The organism is Sphingobium subterraneum (assembly GCF_014199435.1).
GTDB classification, from domain to species: Bacteria; Pseudomonadota; Alphaproteobacteria; order Sphingomonadales; family Sphingomonadaceae; genus Sphingobium; species Sphingobium subterraneum.
Map to the genome: position 1 here is coordinate 1 of NZ_JACIJP010000007.1, position 16139 is coordinate 16139.

21 protein-coding genes are annotated in these 16139 nt (G+C 61.7%); 16 read left to right on the forward strand and 5 right to left on the reverse strand.

Translation table 11 applies throughout. The features are described from left to right. Positions 1–67: 67 nt before the first annotated feature. From FHS92_RS15740 to FHS92_RS15770, 7 genes are all read left to right on the forward strand, one after another. Positions 68–430 (forward strand): DUF6927 domain-containing protein, encoded by a 363-nt coding sequence (locus FHS92_RS15740; protein WP_246352062.1) that lies wholly within the window; start codon positions 68–70, stop codon positions 428–430. 22 nt (positions 431–452) lie between these two features. Further along, positions 453–677 carry a hypothetical protein gene (locus tag FHS92_RS15745; RefSeq protein WP_184081712.1) on the forward strand — a complete coding sequence of 75 codons (225 nt, stop codon included), beginning with the start codon at positions 453–455 and terminating at the stop codon, positions 675–677. 118 nt (positions 678–795) lie between these two features. Beyond that, positions 796–2109 (forward strand): metallophosphoesterase, encoded by a 1314-nt coding sequence (locus tag FHS92_RS15750; RefSeq protein WP_184081713.1) that lies wholly within the window; start codon positions 796–798, stop codon positions 2107–2109. Further along, entirely contained in the window at positions 2109–3206 is a 1098-nt protein-coding gene (locus FHS92_RS15755; protein ID WP_184081714.1) for a GTPase-associated system all-helical protein GASH, read from the forward strand. Before FHS92_RS15750 ends, FHS92_RS15755 begins: the two co-directional genes overlap by 1 nt. 16 nt (positions 3207–3222) lie before the next feature. Next, positions 3223–4242 carry a TRAFAC clade GTPase domain-containing protein gene (locus FHS92_RS15760; protein ID WP_184081715.1) on the forward strand — a complete coding sequence of 340 codons (1020 nt, stop codon included), beginning with the start codon at positions 3223–3225 and terminating at the stop codon, positions 4240–4242. Beyond that, positions 4239–5102: a TRAFAC clade GTPase domain-containing protein gene (locus tag FHS92_RS15765; RefSeq protein ID WP_184081716.1), complete on the forward strand. Its 864-nt coding sequence runs from the start codon at positions 4239–4241 to the stop codon at positions 5100–5102. Before FHS92_RS15760 ends, FHS92_RS15765 begins: the two co-directional genes overlap by 4 nt. Further along, complete coding sequence (locus FHS92_RS15770) at positions 5087–7129, forward strand: GAP1-N1 domain-containing protein (protein WP_184081717.1); 2043 nt, start codon at positions 5087–5089, stop codon at positions 7127–7129. Before FHS92_RS15765 ends, FHS92_RS15770 begins: the two co-directional genes overlap by 16 nt. A gap of 195 nt (positions 7130–7324) precedes the next feature. Here FHS92_RS15770 and FHS92_RS15775 read toward each other — a convergent pair whose 3' ends face one another. From FHS92_RS15775 to FHS92_RS15785, 3 genes are all read right to left on the reverse strand, one after another. Continuing rightward, positions 7325–7912 carry a mobile mystery protein B gene (locus FHS92_RS15775; RefSeq protein ID WP_184081718.1) on the reverse strand — a complete coding sequence of 196 codons (588 nt, stop codon included), beginning with the start codon at positions 7910–7912 and terminating at the stop codon, positions 7325–7327. Next, positions 7909–8367 carry a mobile mystery protein A gene (locus tag FHS92_RS15780; RefSeq protein ID WP_184081719.1) on the reverse strand — a complete coding sequence of 153 codons (459 nt, stop codon included), beginning with the start codon at positions 8365–8367 and terminating at the stop codon, positions 7909–7911. Before FHS92_RS15780 ends, FHS92_RS15775 begins: the two co-directional genes overlap by 4 nt. 150 nt (positions 8368–8517) lie before the next feature. Then, positions 8518–9006 carry a hypothetical protein gene (locus FHS92_RS15785; RefSeq protein ID WP_184081720.1) on the reverse strand — a complete coding sequence of 163 codons (489 nt, stop codon included), beginning with the start codon at positions 9004–9006 and terminating at the stop codon, positions 8518–8520. 106 nt (positions 9007–9112) lie between these two features. Between FHS92_RS15785 and FHS92_RS15790 the strand changes: the two genes are divergently transcribed. From FHS92_RS15790 to FHS92_RS15810, 5 genes are all read left to right on the forward strand, one after another. After that, the gene (locus FHS92_RS15790) at positions 9113–9535 is read left to right on the forward strand and encodes a DUF3768 domain-containing protein (RefSeq protein WP_184081721.1); all 423 of its coding nucleotides are present in this window, start codon (positions 9113–9115) and stop codon (positions 9533–9535) included. A 3-nt stretch (positions 9536–9538) separates the two neighbouring features. Beyond that, positions 9539–9874, forward strand: coding sequence for a hypothetical protein (locus FHS92_RS15795; RefSeq protein ID WP_184081722.1), 336 nt, complete (start codon positions 9539–9541; stop codon positions 9872–9874). 83 nt (positions 9875–9957) lie between these two features. Beyond that, entirely contained in the window at positions 9958–10632 is a 675-nt protein-coding gene (locus FHS92_RS15800) for a hypothetical protein (RefSeq protein WP_184081723.1), read from the forward strand. A 164-nt stretch (positions 10633–10796) separates the two neighbouring features. Beyond that, on the forward strand, positions 10797–11132 hold the full coding sequence (locus FHS92_RS15805) for a DUF736 family protein (protein ID WP_184081724.1): 336 nt from the start codon (positions 10797–10799) through the stop codon (positions 11130–11132). Positions 11133–11220: 88 nt separating this feature from the next. Then, positions 11221–11721, forward strand: a complete 501-nt coding sequence (locus tag FHS92_RS15810; RefSeq protein ID WP_184081725.1) for a hypothetical protein — start codon at positions 11221–11223, stop codon at positions 11719–11721. Positions 11722–11740: 19 nt separating this feature from the next. On the opposite strand, the gene FHS92_RS15815 is transcribed toward FHS92_RS15810, so the two are convergent. Further along, positions 11741–12967 carry a DUF1173 domain-containing protein gene (locus tag FHS92_RS15815; protein ID WP_184081726.1) on the reverse strand — a complete coding sequence of 409 codons (1227 nt, stop codon included), beginning with the start codon at positions 12965–12967 and terminating at the stop codon, positions 11741–11743. 171 nt (positions 12968–13138) lie between these two features. Continuing rightward, entirely contained in the window at positions 13139–13327 is a 189-nt protein-coding gene (locus FHS92_RS15820) for a hypothetical protein (protein WP_145075492.1), read from the reverse strand. Positions 13328–13729: 402 nt separating this feature from the next. Here FHS92_RS15820 and FHS92_RS15825 point away from each other — a divergent pair, with 402 nt between their 5' ends. From FHS92_RS15825 to FHS92_RS15840, 4 genes are all read left to right on the forward strand, one after another. Continuing rightward, complete coding sequence (locus tag FHS92_RS15825; RefSeq protein WP_145075489.1) at positions 13730–14074, forward strand: thermonuclease family protein; 345 nt, start codon at positions 13730–13732, stop codon at positions 14072–14074. 493 nt (positions 14075–14567) lie between these two features. Then, positions 14568–14903 carry a single-stranded DNA-binding protein gene (locus tag FHS92_RS15830; RefSeq protein WP_184081727.1) on the forward strand — a complete coding sequence of 112 codons (336 nt, stop codon included), beginning with the start codon at positions 14568–14570 and terminating at the stop codon, positions 14901–14903. Positions 14904–15004: 101 nt separating this feature from the next. Further along, complete coding sequence (locus FHS92_RS15835) at positions 15005–15259, forward strand: hypothetical protein (protein ID WP_066213941.1); 255 nt, start codon at positions 15005–15007, stop codon at positions 15257–15259. Positions 15260–15503: 244 nt separating this feature from the next. Beyond that, positions 15504–15974 (forward strand): Ros/MucR family transcriptional regulator, encoded by a 471-nt coding sequence (locus tag FHS92_RS15840; RefSeq protein WP_184081728.1) that lies wholly within the window; start codon positions 15504–15506, stop codon positions 15972–15974. Positions 15975–16139 lie beyond the last annotated feature (165 nt).

Below are 16139 nucleotides of genomic sequence, written 5' to 3' on the forward strand. Positions count from 1 at the left end.
CACAGTGGAGAGCCGCATGCGGTGAAAGCTGCACGTGCGGTTCGGCGGGGGGATCAGGGCTGACTCCATGAGCAGCACCAATCCTACCCGACTGAGCGAGACCATGGGCCCATACAACTACGACTGCCCGGCCTCGATCCTTGACCTGCTTGGTCCGCCGGCGAACGACTATGCGGTCAACTGGCGCGAGCATTGTCGCCAGCGGCTTGCGCTCACTTCGCGCCGGAAGCCCCGGCCGGGAGATACGCTGGTCTTGCCTGAAACCTTGACCTTCACCGACGGCGTTGCCGAACGCAGCTTCCGGGTCGCGCAGTCGGGCAAGAAGACCGCGCTGCGCCGGATGAGCGACGGGATCGGCGTGCGCATCTCCGGGCTGATGACCCGCGCCTGGACGATTGTTCCTGCACCGCTTGCACCAGCTGCGACCTGATAGCGGACATCAGAGCATTACCATGACCGACCCAGCCTTTTCCAAGCCTTCTGCCAAGCGGGCTAAACTATGTAGCATCGAGAACGCCAACCGGGTCGCAACCCAGGTCGCCGACCACATTCTCAGCGACACCGCCGTGGTCAAGACCGGCAATCCGCTTCAGCCCTTCCGGGTAGTGCTAGCAAGCAACGCGCCGCAGGGACGCACGGTGTCGCGGGTGGTCACCTGCAACGATGACGAGACCTGAACGACAGCCTTTCGCCTCTGCCATTCACTCGCGTGTCGGGTGGCATTCAAGCTTACAAAAAGTCGCGGGCAGTTGGTCAGTGATGCATTCTGCGTCGAGGCTGCTAAGGTCATCGACTATGCTTTTACTCCACATCTCCGACATTCACTTTCGCGAACCGCAATGCCTGAGGCCGGCCACCGATCCTGATCGTGTCTACCGCACACGGATGATCCAAGATCTGCGGGTCGAAATCGCGAAACTTGGCGAACCGGTCGGCGCAATTCTCATTGGCGGCGATATCGCATTTAAGGCGCATCCCGTCGAATACGGCGCAGCCGAGATCTGGATCAAGGAACTGGCCGATACTACGGGCTGTCCGTTCGAGCGCGTCTACGTCATTCCCGGCAACCACGACGTCGATCGGGGCATCATCGCAAAAACGCCGTCTGTGAAGAACGTCCAGGCTGCCATTTTCAACGCAGCCGACAACCGGCGGGAAGCAGTGCTGCGGGAGCAATTCGAGGATGCCGAAGCCGCTAATGCTCTGCTTCGGCCTCATGCAGCTTATAACGACTTCGCCAAGATCTTCAGCTGTCAGGTCTACTCGCCCGAGCACCTATACTGGAAGCAGGATCTCGATCTTGAACACGGCGTTCGCCTCCGTCTCAATGGCCTGACCTCGACGTTATTGTCCGGCCGTAACGGCGATGCCAACGAACGAATGGGACTCTACCTCAGCCCGTTGCAGACCGCGCTCGATCCCGAGGAAGATGTCGTCAACCTCGTCATTGCACATCACCCGCCGGACTGGTGCATGGACCATGATCAGATCGAAGCCTGTATCGCCGACAGGGCGGCCATCCATCTTTTCGGGCACAAACACACCCAGCGCGTAACCCTGACCGACAACTACGTCCGGATCGGTGCAGCCGGGGTTAATCCTGATCGCAACGAAGCGGGCTTCGATCCCGGCTACAATCTGATCGAAGTCCACGTTTCCGGTGAGGGAAATGGACGATCGCTCGACATCACAGCACACCTTCGGCATTGGCAGACGAACCCCGAGGGCTACCAGTCGCGCATGAACGGTAATCAGCCGGTCTATCGGAAATCGATTCCGATCCCAGCGCTCCCGCCACGGATCGGGGCAGTTCAAAACTCTCCGGTTGTGGCGGAACTCGTCGTGATCAAAGCCGAGCCGGTGACGCTACCCGACGCGGTCGATACGGAGGCCGCAATGAGCGATGAAACAACCCGAAATCTTGTCTATCGCTTCTGGAAGCTGACCAGCTCTCAGCGTCGCGATATCGCGGCAGATCTCGGTCTCCTAGAAGAAGAAGAAATGGCCTTGCTAGAACCGGAACGCTATGGCCGCGCGCTACTGCGCGCTGGTGAGCGCGGTCTCGTCGATGCGCTTGGAGCAGAAATCAAGAAAAGGGAGAGGGCATAATGGCAACCAAAGCGCTAGCACCTGTCGAAAGAGAATTCGCGGGTTGGTTTGCAACCTTGTCTGTCGGTGATGATGGCACTTTGCGCGGTCTGCGCCATCAAGGTGTGATCGCTGCGGTCGCCCAGGCAGATGCAGCGATGATCGAAACCTGGGTGCGACTTGCATTCAAATCGAAGAAATCGCCCTCGAGCGCAGCGATCGACGCTTTTCGTGTTCCGTTTGGGGTGGATGAAACTTTCCCCACCTCTGGCAACGCGCGCGAGCTCCAGGTTCTTGCCGCAATCTGCCTCGCTCAGATGATGGAAAGCAGCAATTGGAACGCGATAGCGGCACTCGCGGTGACAACGGCTTCCTGTCAGAGGGCCCGCGCTCCAAAGCTGCCTATGGACCTTGTCTCGCGCGCCGAGGCGACGATCCTCGAGATCGCAGAAATTCGTCGATCGCGCCCAGATATTTCCAGATTCATCTCGGAAGCAGGGCGAGAATTCGATTTTGCGGCAGCCAATGAGAAGATAACCACAACACCAAGCTTTGCTGGCGTCGAAGAAGCGCTAACCGAGGCCGCCGGCATTGTCCGCATCGCGTTTGATGTCTTGATCGATGAGCTTAACGTCGCATTCGGCAAGCTCGGGGAACATATCGAGATGAAGGACGAAGAGCTTCAGATGCTTTGGTGGCTGACAGGATCCCATAGCGTTGATCTCGATTGCGATTTTTCGGTAATCTCGGCGGATGCGCAACCGCTAGTCCTCGGCACCGAACTCGCTGGACTAACCGAAATTTTGCCGGGTCCGGCTTCGGTTAAAGGATTGCTGTCGCGCGCGGGCCTGAAGGCGCGCAAAAAGCTCACACTAGCTGAGGCGGTCAATGCGGTTCCACTCGATTGGGCGAAGACCATCGCCGAAGAGAAGGAGTTCTCACCAGTGACGACCCCGCTTCATTTCGCGCTCGCGCGGCGCCTAGAAACCGGGGGACACGATGATACCTGGGTCGGCAACTGGGCCAGCGTGTCTGAAATCCCGGCCGCCCATGACATGAGTTGCCTTGCACTCGGGGTCCAGTTCTACCGCGAGCGCCTTCTAGTGACACATGCCTGAGGATGTTGAAGCAGCCATGAGCGACGAAGCGGTCATCTGCTCAAACCCGGACTGTCGTGTCGCCGAGACGGGTAAATGCGTCGAGGGACTCGAACTCGCTGATTGCCCTCATTACGGCGAAACCGCCGAGGTCGAGGAGACCGAAGAGGGTGTCGAAGCCGAGTCCCCGCTTGGTGTCGCTCTGCCCAACGGTGCGGCGCTCAGTCTTGTCGATGCCGGCGTCCTGATCCGTCGTGCCGATTCTCGCCTGATAGCGCTGATCGGTCCGCGCGAGACAGGCAAGACAAGCTTGATTGTCGGCCTCTATGACCTGTTCCAGCTCGGCGAGGTTGATGGTGTCGGCTTCGCGCGTAGCTCGACCCTCCACGCGTTCGAGATGGCCTGCCACGACGCGCGGGACGCTTCGCGTCGCGGCGTGCCACATACCGAGCGAACCCAGCGAGGCGAGGTTCTCTTCTATCATCTCGACCTTGACGGCGGAACGGCCGGCGATGGGATCACTCTACTCCTCGCCGATCGATCCGGGGAAGAATATAGCGAAGTTGCCGACGACGTATCGGCAGCAGCCGAGCTGGCTGAAATCCGCCGTGCTGACGCGATCACCATTCTCATCGATGGTGGGCGTCTCCTCGACGCAGGTAAGCGCCACAATATCAAAAGCGAAGTGATCATGATCCTTCAGGGGCTGATCGATGCAGGGGCAATTAGCTGCGAACAGCGGATCGGCCTTGTCTTGACCAAGCTCGACCTCATCAAGGCTTCTGCCCACGAAGCGCGCGCCGAGGAAGATTTCACAGGCCTTCGGGACCAAATTCTTGGAAATTTCCCTGGCATCATCACCCGCGTCGATATCTTTCGGATCGCCGCGTCTCCGTCGATCAATGCAGGCATGCGCGGCGACGGTGTCGATGAAGTTCTGCAGTTCTGGCTCCAGCCGACTCCCACGATCGCAACCGCGATGATCACCCCGCCCCGGATCCAACGTCTGTTTGGTCAGCTTCGGCAACTTTCCGAACCGCTGGGGGACACCCAATGAGCGAGCAGTCGGTTGTGATCATCGGTCTGCCGGAATCGGGCAAGACCACCTACCTTGCCGCATTGTGGCATGTTGTCACCGCGCGTGACGTTCCAACGAAACTGCGCTTCGGCAATTTGCTTGCAGGCACAGCGAAGCACCTGAACGAAATAGCGGCACGGTGGCGCAACGCCCAGAAGCAGGAGCGCACGCTCATGCTCGGTAGCCGCGTCGTTTCCATGAATCTCAAAAGCGCCAACGATAGCGTCGTCAAGGTCACGTTCCCGGATGTTCCGGGAGAAGAGTATCGGCGGATGTGGGAAGATCGCGACGCCAATCCCGACGTGATCGCGATCTTGCGCGCCGGCGGCGTCCTCCTCTTCATGAATGCTGACGACATTCACGGACCCAACTGGATTGCCGACGAAAACGCCATGTACGCAAAATGGGGTCTTGCTCCGATCGCGCCTGGCGAACCTGTCCCCTGGCACCCACGCGCTGCACCGACGCAAGTCCAGCTGGTCGACATGCTCCAACTGCTCCGTTCACCACCAATCGACATCGGTCCCCGCAAACTCGCAATCATGCTGAGCGTGTGGGACAAGGTCAGTGGAGAAGGTCGGACGCCGGCAGCGTTCCTCGCCGAAAAGATGCCGTTGCTCGACCAATATCTCCGTCACAATGCCGACGCTTGGACGCATGTCACATACGGCATCAGCGCGCAGGGCGGCGACTATGACGATGTGGATCCCGAAAAGGAGAAGGCGCTCGAGGCTGAGGCGCTGCGTCAGTATGATAAGGCGTCCACGCGCGTCGATGTCGTGATGGGCGATGTTCATTCGCATGACCTCACCGAACCCCTGGCATGGCTGATGGAATGACGTCCGCAAGCGCCATCAAGATTCATCAGGCCCTCCATGGTTACACCGACGGCCATCGCGAACTCGCTCTCTCAGCGGCCCTAAGTGCCCGCGACACAAAAACGCTACTGACGCTTAGCGATCGGTCCGGACCCGGTGTGAAGATCCCGTCAGGCGGCTACCTGACAGGATATCCGCTTGCGGAATCGAACCTCTACGTCGTCGCGCGAACCTGGGCGGCACCCGAACTGCCGCGGCCCGGCTGCGTGTGGACACATAGTCTGCTCGTCGATTTTACCGACCTCGCGACAATCGAGGATGCGACCGGACTTCTTCGAATGTTCGTCCGGCCGGGGTCAGGCATTCCGTCAGTCTATCATGAGCCAATTCAGTATCTACCGGCCACCCCGAATTCGCCCGCGCTTTTTGGATCCGAGGCGCGGCCTATCCTTGCCGCGCTCTATGGCAGACCAACAGACCGGATCATCGCTAGCGTCTCCCAAGCCGATCCAGACATTCTGGCGCTCAGCGTCTGGAGCCAGCAATGGCCGCGCCTGAGGCGGGCCTTTAGGTTCTGCTCCTTGTCCGCGTCTGACCGCTCGACCGATTCTACGCCGTTCGACCTCCAACTTCTGCCGCCCGACAAGGTCGTCCGCAGCAGATTTCCAAAGAGCATTGAAGCGGAGCGCGTCTTGATACCCGACGCAACCTGGCTCGATGATGCGCTCGATGACTTGCTCCGACCCGGCGCGAACGGCCTGCGATTCTTTCTGCGGCGCGTCGGCGGCGATGTTGCTCACGGCCGAGAATCCTTCGCGTCCCTGTGCCGTCTGCACACAATGCTGGATCGGCTCGAACAGGATGCAACGAGCATTGATGAGGCTATCGCTTTGCTTGACCGGGAGTTCGAAACGGGTCAGGCGCGGTTCGCCCGCATCGCGATCACCCAGGCAGCCGCCTCTCAACCCGAACGACTTCATACCGGCGCGCTGGACTTCGTGCTCCGGAATTTGGAGTTCCTCGGCCCTAATCCTGCACCCGCAACACTCCAAAACATCGGTGTCGAGCTTTGGCGGCGTGAGCCCGAGCGGGTGGCTGTGATGCTTGCAGAGACGGGATCCGGCAATCGCATTGCGATTAGCGCCATCGATTCCGTGCAGCTCGATTCCCTGGTCGCCGGTATCAAGGCCGCGCCGTCGCTGTCGAACGAAGTGCTGCATCGCCGACCGCAAGTTGTGGGCGAACCGTCCTTTTGGTCGCTCGAAGGCTTGGATGTGCGTGCCGCTTTGACACTTGCCGCCTCCGACCTAAGTCTCGCTGCAGCCGCCTCGACCGCGCTAGTCGCGTCGACGCATGATCTTGCCTATCCCGCCGTAGAGGCACTCGGTGCCGCCTGTGTCGGCCGCGCGGTCTTGCAGGTTGATATGCCGCTCAATGTTGGTCGTTCGTGGTATGAAGCAGTGTCGGCCCATCCGCAGGCCGTTGCCGAGCTATTCGCCAGCCACGCGGTTAGCGCTCGGCAATCGCTCGTCCAGTTTGCACGTGCGATGCAGCCCGACACGATGCCAAACGACTTCGGTGCCGACCCGTGGATCACAGCGCTTGCGACGTCGCGCGGCGATGTTCCGGAGCACGACAGAGCGTATTTTCGCGCATTTATCTTGGCACGGGCTTTCGGAAACCGTTCCCAGCAGGCCGCGGAACTCGCAATTCAGACTTTCGAACTTATTCATAACGCGCTCGCCCATCGTCAAATGCCCGACGATGGATGGCAGCTCATCGAAAAACGTCTGCCTTGGTCCTGGGCGGACTGGGACCGTTGCAGCCGCGTCCGGGACGCGGTTTGCAAGCTCTTTTCGGAACGAGGCTTCCCGCCGACCGCTTTTAATCGACTCACCGCAAACGATCAGCTTTTCTCGGCACTGGCCGTTAACATGGCGTCGTCGAAACGTGGCCGCGACTACTTGAAGAATGTTTGGAAAGCGATGAAAAATTCAGGGGATGCTAAATATAACTCGCGCATTAAAATTCTTAGCAAGGTAATTTGAGCATAAATTATGCCTGATTGACTTGAATAATTGAAATTATTGATTGGTTGCGGCGGAAAAACATTCCGCCGACGCAAACTCAGATGTCTGGTCCGTCCTGTTGTGGTTGAGAGTCCACATCAAACGCCTGGTTGTTGCTCCGCATTTCCGACCAAGCATGCTAAAGATCTATATTCTGCCACGCAGTCTCCACTTTCAGCTTCTCGCGAAGTCCAGCAAGTGCGCGAAGTCATAAGCATCGGCGGCTTTCAGCGCTGAGATATAGGCGGCGCGCAACGTGCCGATATCACGCAAGGTTCCACCGCCCCAACTGAACGGTTCCCCGCCCAGTTGGGCGATGAGCAAATCGGCCATGAGCCGGGCATGACGACCATTACCATTGGGGAAGGGGTGAATTGCGACGAGCCCATGGTGAAGCCGGACGGAGATTTCATCGGGTGGGTAGCTTTGATGCTCGATCCAATAAGCAGCATCCCTGAGCAGCCCGCCCAGTTGAATGTGGATCATTTGCGGATCGATGCCGATGTTCTTGCCCGTACGCCGCGTTGAGCCGGCCCATGCCCAGACATCACCGAACATCCGCTTGTGGAGACCAAACACAAATCCTTCGGTCAGGATTTTCGTGTCGCGGCGGCGCTCAAGCCATGCCACAGCGCCGTCGATGTTTGCCTGTTCTGCCTCGTTGAGATCGGCCCGGGTCGTGATCCAGGTCTGAAGAAGGCCCTCGCGCTCTTCGGCGTCGAGGGGCGTGGCATCGTCAGGCTGCGCGAACAAATCTGTCACTGCGCCTCCCACAGATCCCGGTCGCGCAGCGCCGTCTCAATATAGGTCTGGATGCGCAGCTCCATGTCGCGATCTACCTGCTGATCTTCCAGCGCCATGGAATGGGAGACACGCTGAAGCGCCCGCTGGGCGATTTCGCGTGCCCGGCGGTTGACCATATCAGCCAGGCTCGTCTTGGGGACGATGGCATATACGAGTACGCATTCCATAGCTTCAGCAGCGCGACGCAGGGTGTTGAGCTGGATTGTCCCGGCTGCCTCCGAGCGCTCGAGGCCGACGATACCTTGCGGGCTGTTGCCGACGCGCTTGCCAAGCTGCGCCCCGGTCATGCCGATGGCGTCACGGATCGCGCGAATCCATCCCTTTGGGGGCATAGCAAAGCGGTCGAGGGGCCTCAGCGCCTCGAACTTCTTGTCCAGGCGGCCCCGGGCACGGTTGCGAATGGTAGCTTTCATAAGCTCATAGCTTTATCTCGACAGAAAATATTTCAACCCACGACTTTATAAACATCCCAGTATAATAAATCTACAGATTTAATAAGCTATGAAAAAATCAGGCCGTGGCTTGTCCGATAGGGACGTTGATGGGCCTCGCGATACAGGGCTTCAGAATGGACCGGGCCCCCGATCAACGAACCACGACCGGCCAAGCTCAAAGTCTGCATCGGGCGACACCAGCGGCCCATCCGGTGCCTCGCAAACATAGGGCGATACCAGATCCCTTCGCTGGACCCGCGACCGACTCAGCCAGGCAGCTGTGCGGCCACGCGCCTTGAGGATGGCCAGCAACCAATCCATCGCTTCCGCCATTTCACCGACGCCGCGCCCGGCGAGGCAATAATAGATCGCTCGCTGAAAATCATCGCAAGCCGTGCTCAGGATCGTTGCAAGGCGCGCGCGTCCGCCGTCCGCGCCTTCGTGGACCAGAGACACTGCCTCGCGCAGTTCGCGCACCGATAGCCAGGCATCGTCGATACCGACCCCGATGCACAGCGCGGCGATCGCGCGCCTGACCGGCGGCACGCCCGCGTCACACGACACATCGCGCAGCACAATGTCGAGATCAAACCCGCCCAGAACGTCATCCAGCTTCATCGCAATTCCTTTCGAGATTAGAACGTAGCGTGAACGCTCTAACCCCGTCAATTGGGGAAGGGAGGGGAGGGGGGATGAACCGGTGATCAATTGAAGGAGCCTGCCCATGACCACCAGCGTCGCCACCATCGCCCCATCGCCCGAAGCCCAAGAGACCACGAGGACCGCCGAAGTTGCCCGGCTCAACGATGCTGCCCGGTCCGGCACGCTGGCAAACTCCCGGACGGTGCTCACCCGTGCGCTCGCCGACCTGCTGGCAGGGGATTCGGACGATCCCGCGATCCGCCAGGTCAGGCTGTTCCAGGGCCAGTGCGCCATGCGTCGGTTGATCAACGAGACCCCGATCGATCCTGGCAACGATCCACACGGAGAGCGGGACTTTGGGGTGGTGACGTATCTTGAGCGCAAAATCTTCTGGAAGGTCGATGTCTACGAGAACGACGGAACCTATTCGTGGGGCGCTGAGACGCCCTGGGACGCCAAGACGAGCTTCCGTGTCGTCACCATTATGCTCGCGACCGACTACTGAGCCATGTCGCGCTATTCTTTGCGGCCGCTCGCCGAACATACCGACCTGTTCGAGATTGCGCTGGGCTGGGATCAGGGCCTCGGGACCTATTTCGTGACGGTGTTTGGCCCGCCCGACCGCGACCGCGAACCCGGCATTCGCCTGTGGTGCGGCACCAGCCCGCGTGAGATCGGCGTATCTTCCGAGATCGTCGCCATAGCTGCGGCCTATGCCGAGATTCCGGATGACCTCGCGCGCCAACTCGAGATCGACCGGCTCGCCTGTCCCCACAATCCGGACCGACCGGCAAGCAAGCTGCTTGAGGAACTCCTCGGGCGACCTCGTTCAGCCACTGGCTGAACCGCACCCCGTCCACCGGCGTCGATCACACCTGCGCCACCGCGCACATATGTTCGGCTCAGCTCAACAAGGGATCACCACCCATGTCCAACTGCTACACGCATTCCTGCTTTGTCCTGCATATCACCGCTGCCGAATGCGGCCTTCTGCGCGAGGCCATCGCCCTTGCACAATACATCGAAGATCAACCCGACGCTGAAGCCATCAACCAACACTGGCTCGGCCTGTCTGAGGCGTTCCGAACGATCTTCCCGCCTACCGGCGAGGAAGTGATATCGGGGTTCCTCGCCATCTTCCCCGACTGCGACTTCCCGACCTTTGGCACTGACTTTTCCTTCGAGCAGCAGGCCGATGGAATTGTCCGCGTGTTCGCCACCGCCGACCAGTTCGAGCCCGACGCGGTTGCCGCCCTGCTGCACCGCATTATCACCCATTCGCTCCCTGTCATGGTGACCTGGTCCTACGACAGTGATCGTCATCAGCCGGATGCCTTCGGCGGCGGCGGGTTTAGGATCGATGCCGCCGGCATCCACTGGATCGAGACCAGCAAGGTCCACGATACAGTCCACTTCGCCCCCAAACTGGTCATCGCCATGCGCGATCCCGAAGATGGCCTGCTGTTCTGGAATAGCAGAACAGGCTTCGGCTCTCTCGATATCGCTGACGTGTTCACCGAGAGCCAGGCGCAGAATACCGACCTGCCAATTGCGGACGACCAGCCCGAATGGCTCGCGCTACCTGCATGTCTGCCCGCCTGAAACACGCTGACGAATGTCCCCGATGGAAGGTGCCAGAGAAGGACTGCGGGCAGGGCCCGCAGCTCGGCCTGACGGCCGGGAGGGAAGGGGGGGTGGGAATGAGTGATCGGACAAGGGGTTCGGTCGCATTCAATCCAACATTCAGTCCACCTAGGAGAACGTCCATGAACATCGGTGAAATCAAGAAGAACGCCAGCGGCCAGCTGATCGGCACTGTCGAAACGTTGACGATGACGCGCACCATCGGCCTGCGGCCGGTCAGCTCGAGCAATGCCCGCGCGCCCAAGTACGAAATCGTCGCGCTCACCCGGAACGTGTTCCAGGTGCTGGGGCCTGTGCTCGATGCGCCCGCCGACTTCGTCCTGTGCTGGACCGCCGATGGCGAAGCCTCGGGCGGGACCGGTCAGGCAATCCGCATCGCCGCTGCCCACGGCGTTCCCGTCTACAATTTCCAGCGTCCGCGCGAGCGTGCGCACGTCGAACGCCACCTCTCACTCTGAGCATTGCCCTGCCGTTCCGGTCCCCGACGCACCTGCGCCGGGCAGCGCCAGTCTGGGGCGGCTGTGCGCTTCCCGCGAAGGAACTCCCATGTCCGCAATCCATCTCGCCCTCGATATTCCCTGCACGCGCGATGAAGCTGCCCGGCTCTTCGCCGTGCTCATTTTCCTGGCACAGCTTGAAACCGACCCGGATGCCAAACCGGGGCCGGAACTGGACGCGACCTTCGGCGCAAACGCGCGCGAGGCGCTGCTCGGAATCATCGGCCACCCCGTACCGCTCGGGATCGACTGCCGCTATGATCCCGTGACCGACCTGCTGTTGGTCACGGATATCGAGGGCAGGCCCAACCTTGCCGCCGTACCGGTGCTCCTCCTCTGGCTTTACCCCGACAAGCTGCCGCTCGCCTACGCGGTCCACACCGCCGAGCACCCCGAGCACAAGGTCTGGACGCTGATCGGGCTCAATCGCATCGAGATCACCGAGGATGCGGCCTCGGTCGAGACGCGCCTTGCCGCGCTACGGTCCGAACCCGGCGCGACGCGCCGGATCGACCTGCTGCCGACAAAGCCCTTGCCGAAGGGCGACTGACGCCTGGGTGCGTGCCCGCTCACGCAGCAGCGCAGTCCGGCGGGGTGTCGCCGGTTCGGCGCCAGGACCCACGCGGCGGCAGCGGCTCGCCTTCCTTCCACACCATGTGCGTGACGCCCTCGCCTGCGAGCAGGGCCTCGAGCGGTTCGTTGGCCTCGGTATCACCATCATGGATATGGATCGCGGTAGCATCCTCGCCGGTGTCCTTGAGCACCAGGCTGGCGATCGGCGTGCTGGCATCGAGGTTGACCCGCATGCCCTTCACGAACCGGCGCTTTTCAGCGACCGATTTGGCGATCAGATACTGCTCGTCGCTGCTTTCGTAGGGCAGCCATTCGCCGGTCACCGGCATCAGCGCCACCTCGATCAGGTCGAACGTCCCTTGCCTGCGCCGCGCGAACGAGCCGGCAACGACGAGGTGGCCCTGGTTCCCTTGTGCCTGCCACAGCGCCAGTTCGCCCGCGAACCGCTTGTGGAAGCGGCGCGCCATGTCCGGGTCCATGACGAACGGCATGTCCCCGACGTGGCGCAGCACGATCCGCTCAGCGCCATGCGCCTGAGCGATCTCCTTGATCTCGCCCACCACCACCATCAACTCGTCACGCGAACGGTAAACGCGCTCAAGCGCCGCCCGGCGGCGCGCGCGCAGGTCCTCCTTGTCCTCGAGCCGGAACGTCTCGGGCACGAACAGGACATGGGACAGGGTTTCCTGCTTGGCCTTGCAGCTGGCCGCGCCTTCGAGCAGCGCGCGGCGCACCACGAACCAGCTGCGCTTGCCCGCCATCTTGGGATGCCAGTGCGTCAGTTCGGCACGGTCCCACAGGACATGGAGCAGCCCCCGCATCGACAGCTTCTGGCCTGAGGACTTGACCGTCGGCTTGTCGTTGGTGAGTGCCGCTGGCGCAAGCCGCGCCGCGCCGCGCGACAGCGGAAAGGCGAGCTTCAGCGTCGTTTCGCCGGAAGCCTCGTCGTCGATCACGGCATTTCCCCGGACCTGGGCCATGCCAGTCAGAAAGTCCGGGGCCTCGTAATGGTCGCAGGCGGTCGCATGACGCGCGCCCGAACCGGGCCAGCGCGCCAGCACATAGCGATCATGGCGGTGACTGATATAGAGCGGCAGCTCTTCGTGCCTGCGGCATTCGCAGAGCACCCGCTCCTTGCGCGCATAGGCCGCGCCGAGCGCAGCCTGCAGGTCATCCTGGCCGCCGGTGACGACCTTCCCGAGCACACGGTATCGCTGGATCATTGGGATTCTCCAATTTCTCGCGATCGACGCTGCCCGTTCGACCTCTCGCGCATTCTCCTTTGGTTTGTCTGACGCGGCCCGCATGGCGCGCGCTGGGCCAAGTCTATCCTTGCCCGTGGCCCCCGGCAAGGCCGGCGGCGTATAGCGCAGCTTGCGGTCAGATAAGCTGGATCAGTCCGTTTCGCCCGCCTCGTGCGCGAGGCTTTCGGCAATTCCCTCGGCAAGCCCGAGGCACAGTGCGGCTTCTTCGCGGCTCAGCACGATTTCGCTCGCCGCCTGGTCGGCAAGCTTGCCTGCGAGCAGCGTCGCCATGGCCTCAGCAACCATGCGCGCGCTCGGCATCTGGATCTCCTGATCCATTCGCGATTCTCCCTTGCCAGTCGCATGGAAACACTGCCCCTGCGGGCGGTTCCAGGACGGCCCCCCAATAGCCTTTCTAGAGCCGCTGGTCGAGCATTGCCGCAATCCACTGACGCGGTGGGCCCGCCATGCGGGCGACAATCGCACATCGGTATTGGGCTAAAGGTGGATGGGGTGTTGGGAGGCAAAGGGCAGGGGAGAGGGCGGGGGCACCCCTACGCCCGCGCCCCGCGCGGGGCTTGGGGCGACCCGCTCTACTCGCTAGGGCGCGCGGTCGGCGCTCTCGCGCCGCCGCCCGCCCAACCTCGCCGGCAAGAATGCCGGCCCTTCGGGTGACGATCGGGGCCAGTCGGGAAGAGGGGAGGGCTTGGTTCGACAGTGCGGCCGCGCTAGGGATTGCCGATGCCCATCGTTCTCGCCGCTGCCGCCCTATGTCTTTCGCCAAGCGTTCATGATGGCGACACCATCCGCTGCGGCCGCGAGCGGGTCCGCATCGCCAATATCGATGCACCTGAACTGCCGGACAGTCCCAAGTGTCAGGACCGTCGCCGGTCCTACGCCTGGTGCGACTTCACTGCCGGGGAAGCATCGCGCGCCGCGCTCGTGCGGTTCGTCTCGCGCGGGCGGGTCATGATCACGCGGCTTGGCACCGACGCCTATGGGCGGACGCTTGCCACCATCTCGGTGAACGGCGTGGACGCCGGCGACTACCTGATCACACAGGGCCTCGCCAAACCCTGGCGCTGACGCGCCCATTCGCACGCGGTGGCACCCTGAAATTTCCGGATCAGCCCGCTCTTCGTGCAGGTGCTGACGCACAAGGCCGTTGCGGTAAGCGCAGAGAAATCGAGGTTTCTCGCGCGATCTCGTTCTGACTTGCCCGGACATGCGCAGGCGGGAGTACCGCTGCGAGGGGAGGGTGCGCATGGACACCAGCGTGGTGCCGGGGTGCCCTGACGGGATGCAACCAAGGCAGACGGGTAGGAACGCCTGGGAACCTGCGGCCTGAACTGACGAAACCGCCCTTCGTTTGCCGATGAACCCTGCAGCACCAGTCGCTGGCCGCAACCCAAAAGCAACGGACCGTGAAGCCCTGCGGGCTTGCCGCACCACTCCTCGCTTTTGGGTTTCCCTCACGCCCGTTTGATTTTTGGCGTTCGGTGCGGGCCCGCGCCTTTGGCCCTGCCTGTGGTGTTCATCGGCGGGCGGTTCCGCCGAATTCAAGCCACGGAGAAGCCCCATGAAGAACCTCGTCATCCTGATCGGCCGCATCGCTTCCGCGCCCGAAACCCGTCACGCCGGTGAAACCGCGATTACCTCCTTCACTCTTGTCACCGACCGCCCCAAGCTGGTCGATGGCCAGACGGTCAAGAACGAGGCCGGCTACACCGAGACCCTCGCTGAGTTCCACCGCGTCACCGCTTTCAACGGCCTCGGCACTTCGGTCGCCAAGCACAAGAAGAAGGGCGACATGGTCGAGGTCCAGGGCCGCCTCCACTACTCGAAGTGGACGGACCGCGAGGGCGTCGAACGCTACGCGGTCGAGATCGTCGCCGAGGAAGTCCTCTTCCTCTGACCGGAGCCCGGGAGGCGGCAGCGCCGCCTCCCAACGGGGGGTGAGGCCAATCCCTGCCGGATCGTTGCACCCCCGATTTCTCACAAAGACAGGAATTCCCCATGACGATCACTGCCGAAACGCCGGTGTGGGATACGCCGAGCGGCATGGGCGGCACCTTCACGGTGGCGCTGCTTGAAGACGATCCTGCCTGTCCGACCGTCCTCGCGCGGGTCTGTTATGGCCGCCTCGATGAGGCAGGCCGCTACCATCCCTGGCGCGAATGGGACGGCTACACGTTCCGTGTCGCCCGCACCGAACTCGCTCATCCGCGCCGGTTTGCCGATCCGACCCCGCGCTACCGGCCGCCGGGGTGAAGGTGGATGCCGCGTTGCACAAAATTCAACTGCCGGACCTTATTTCGCACTTGCAGCATTTAAGGCGTCACCCCATATCAGGAGTGCCTTTCAGGCATCCTCTCCCAAAACTTTCCAAGGGGCCGGCGCAAGCTGGCCCCATTTTTTTGCGCATGTCGATCTGGAGCGCAAGCCAACGGCACTGGCATTTGGCGGCCGCGGCCCATAGGGTCCGCCATCGCCAATTAGAGAAAGACCGCACGCAATGGCCGATGAAATGCTCCTGGATCACGTCGCTGATATTGTTTCGGCCCACGTCAGCAACAATTCGGTCGCGGTGGTCGATCTGCCGGGCCTGATCCAGTCGGTCTACGCATCTCTGGCTTCGCTTGGTCAGGTGCCCGAGCCGACAGAGGAAGTGCGCATACCCGCGGTCTCGGTGCGCGCGTCGGTCAAACCCGATGCGGTGACCTGCCTCGATTGCGGCGCGAAGTTCAAGATGCTCAAGCGCCACCTCAGCACCGATCATGGCATGACGCCGGCCGAATACCGCGTACGCTGGAACCTGCCTGCGGACTATCCCATGGTCGCGCCCGACTATGCCGCCAAACGCAAGGAACTCGCCGTCCGGATCGGACTTGGTCGCAAGCCCGGACAAAGTCCGAAGGCAGAGGCTATGCCGGTCGCGACCGCCAAACCGCGCAAAAAGCTTGGGGTCGCCTTCGGCTATGCCTGATGCGCCGACGTTGGATATCAGCTTCATTCCCTGGCTCCTTTTCTGTCGACTTATCGGTGCATGTCCTGCCGTCTGTGACACTCTGCCCCGAGGGCAAAGTGTCATCATCGACATCAGCCTTTGCAGGAGCGCGGGTGATACCCGCCCGTATTGAATGCTCTGCCG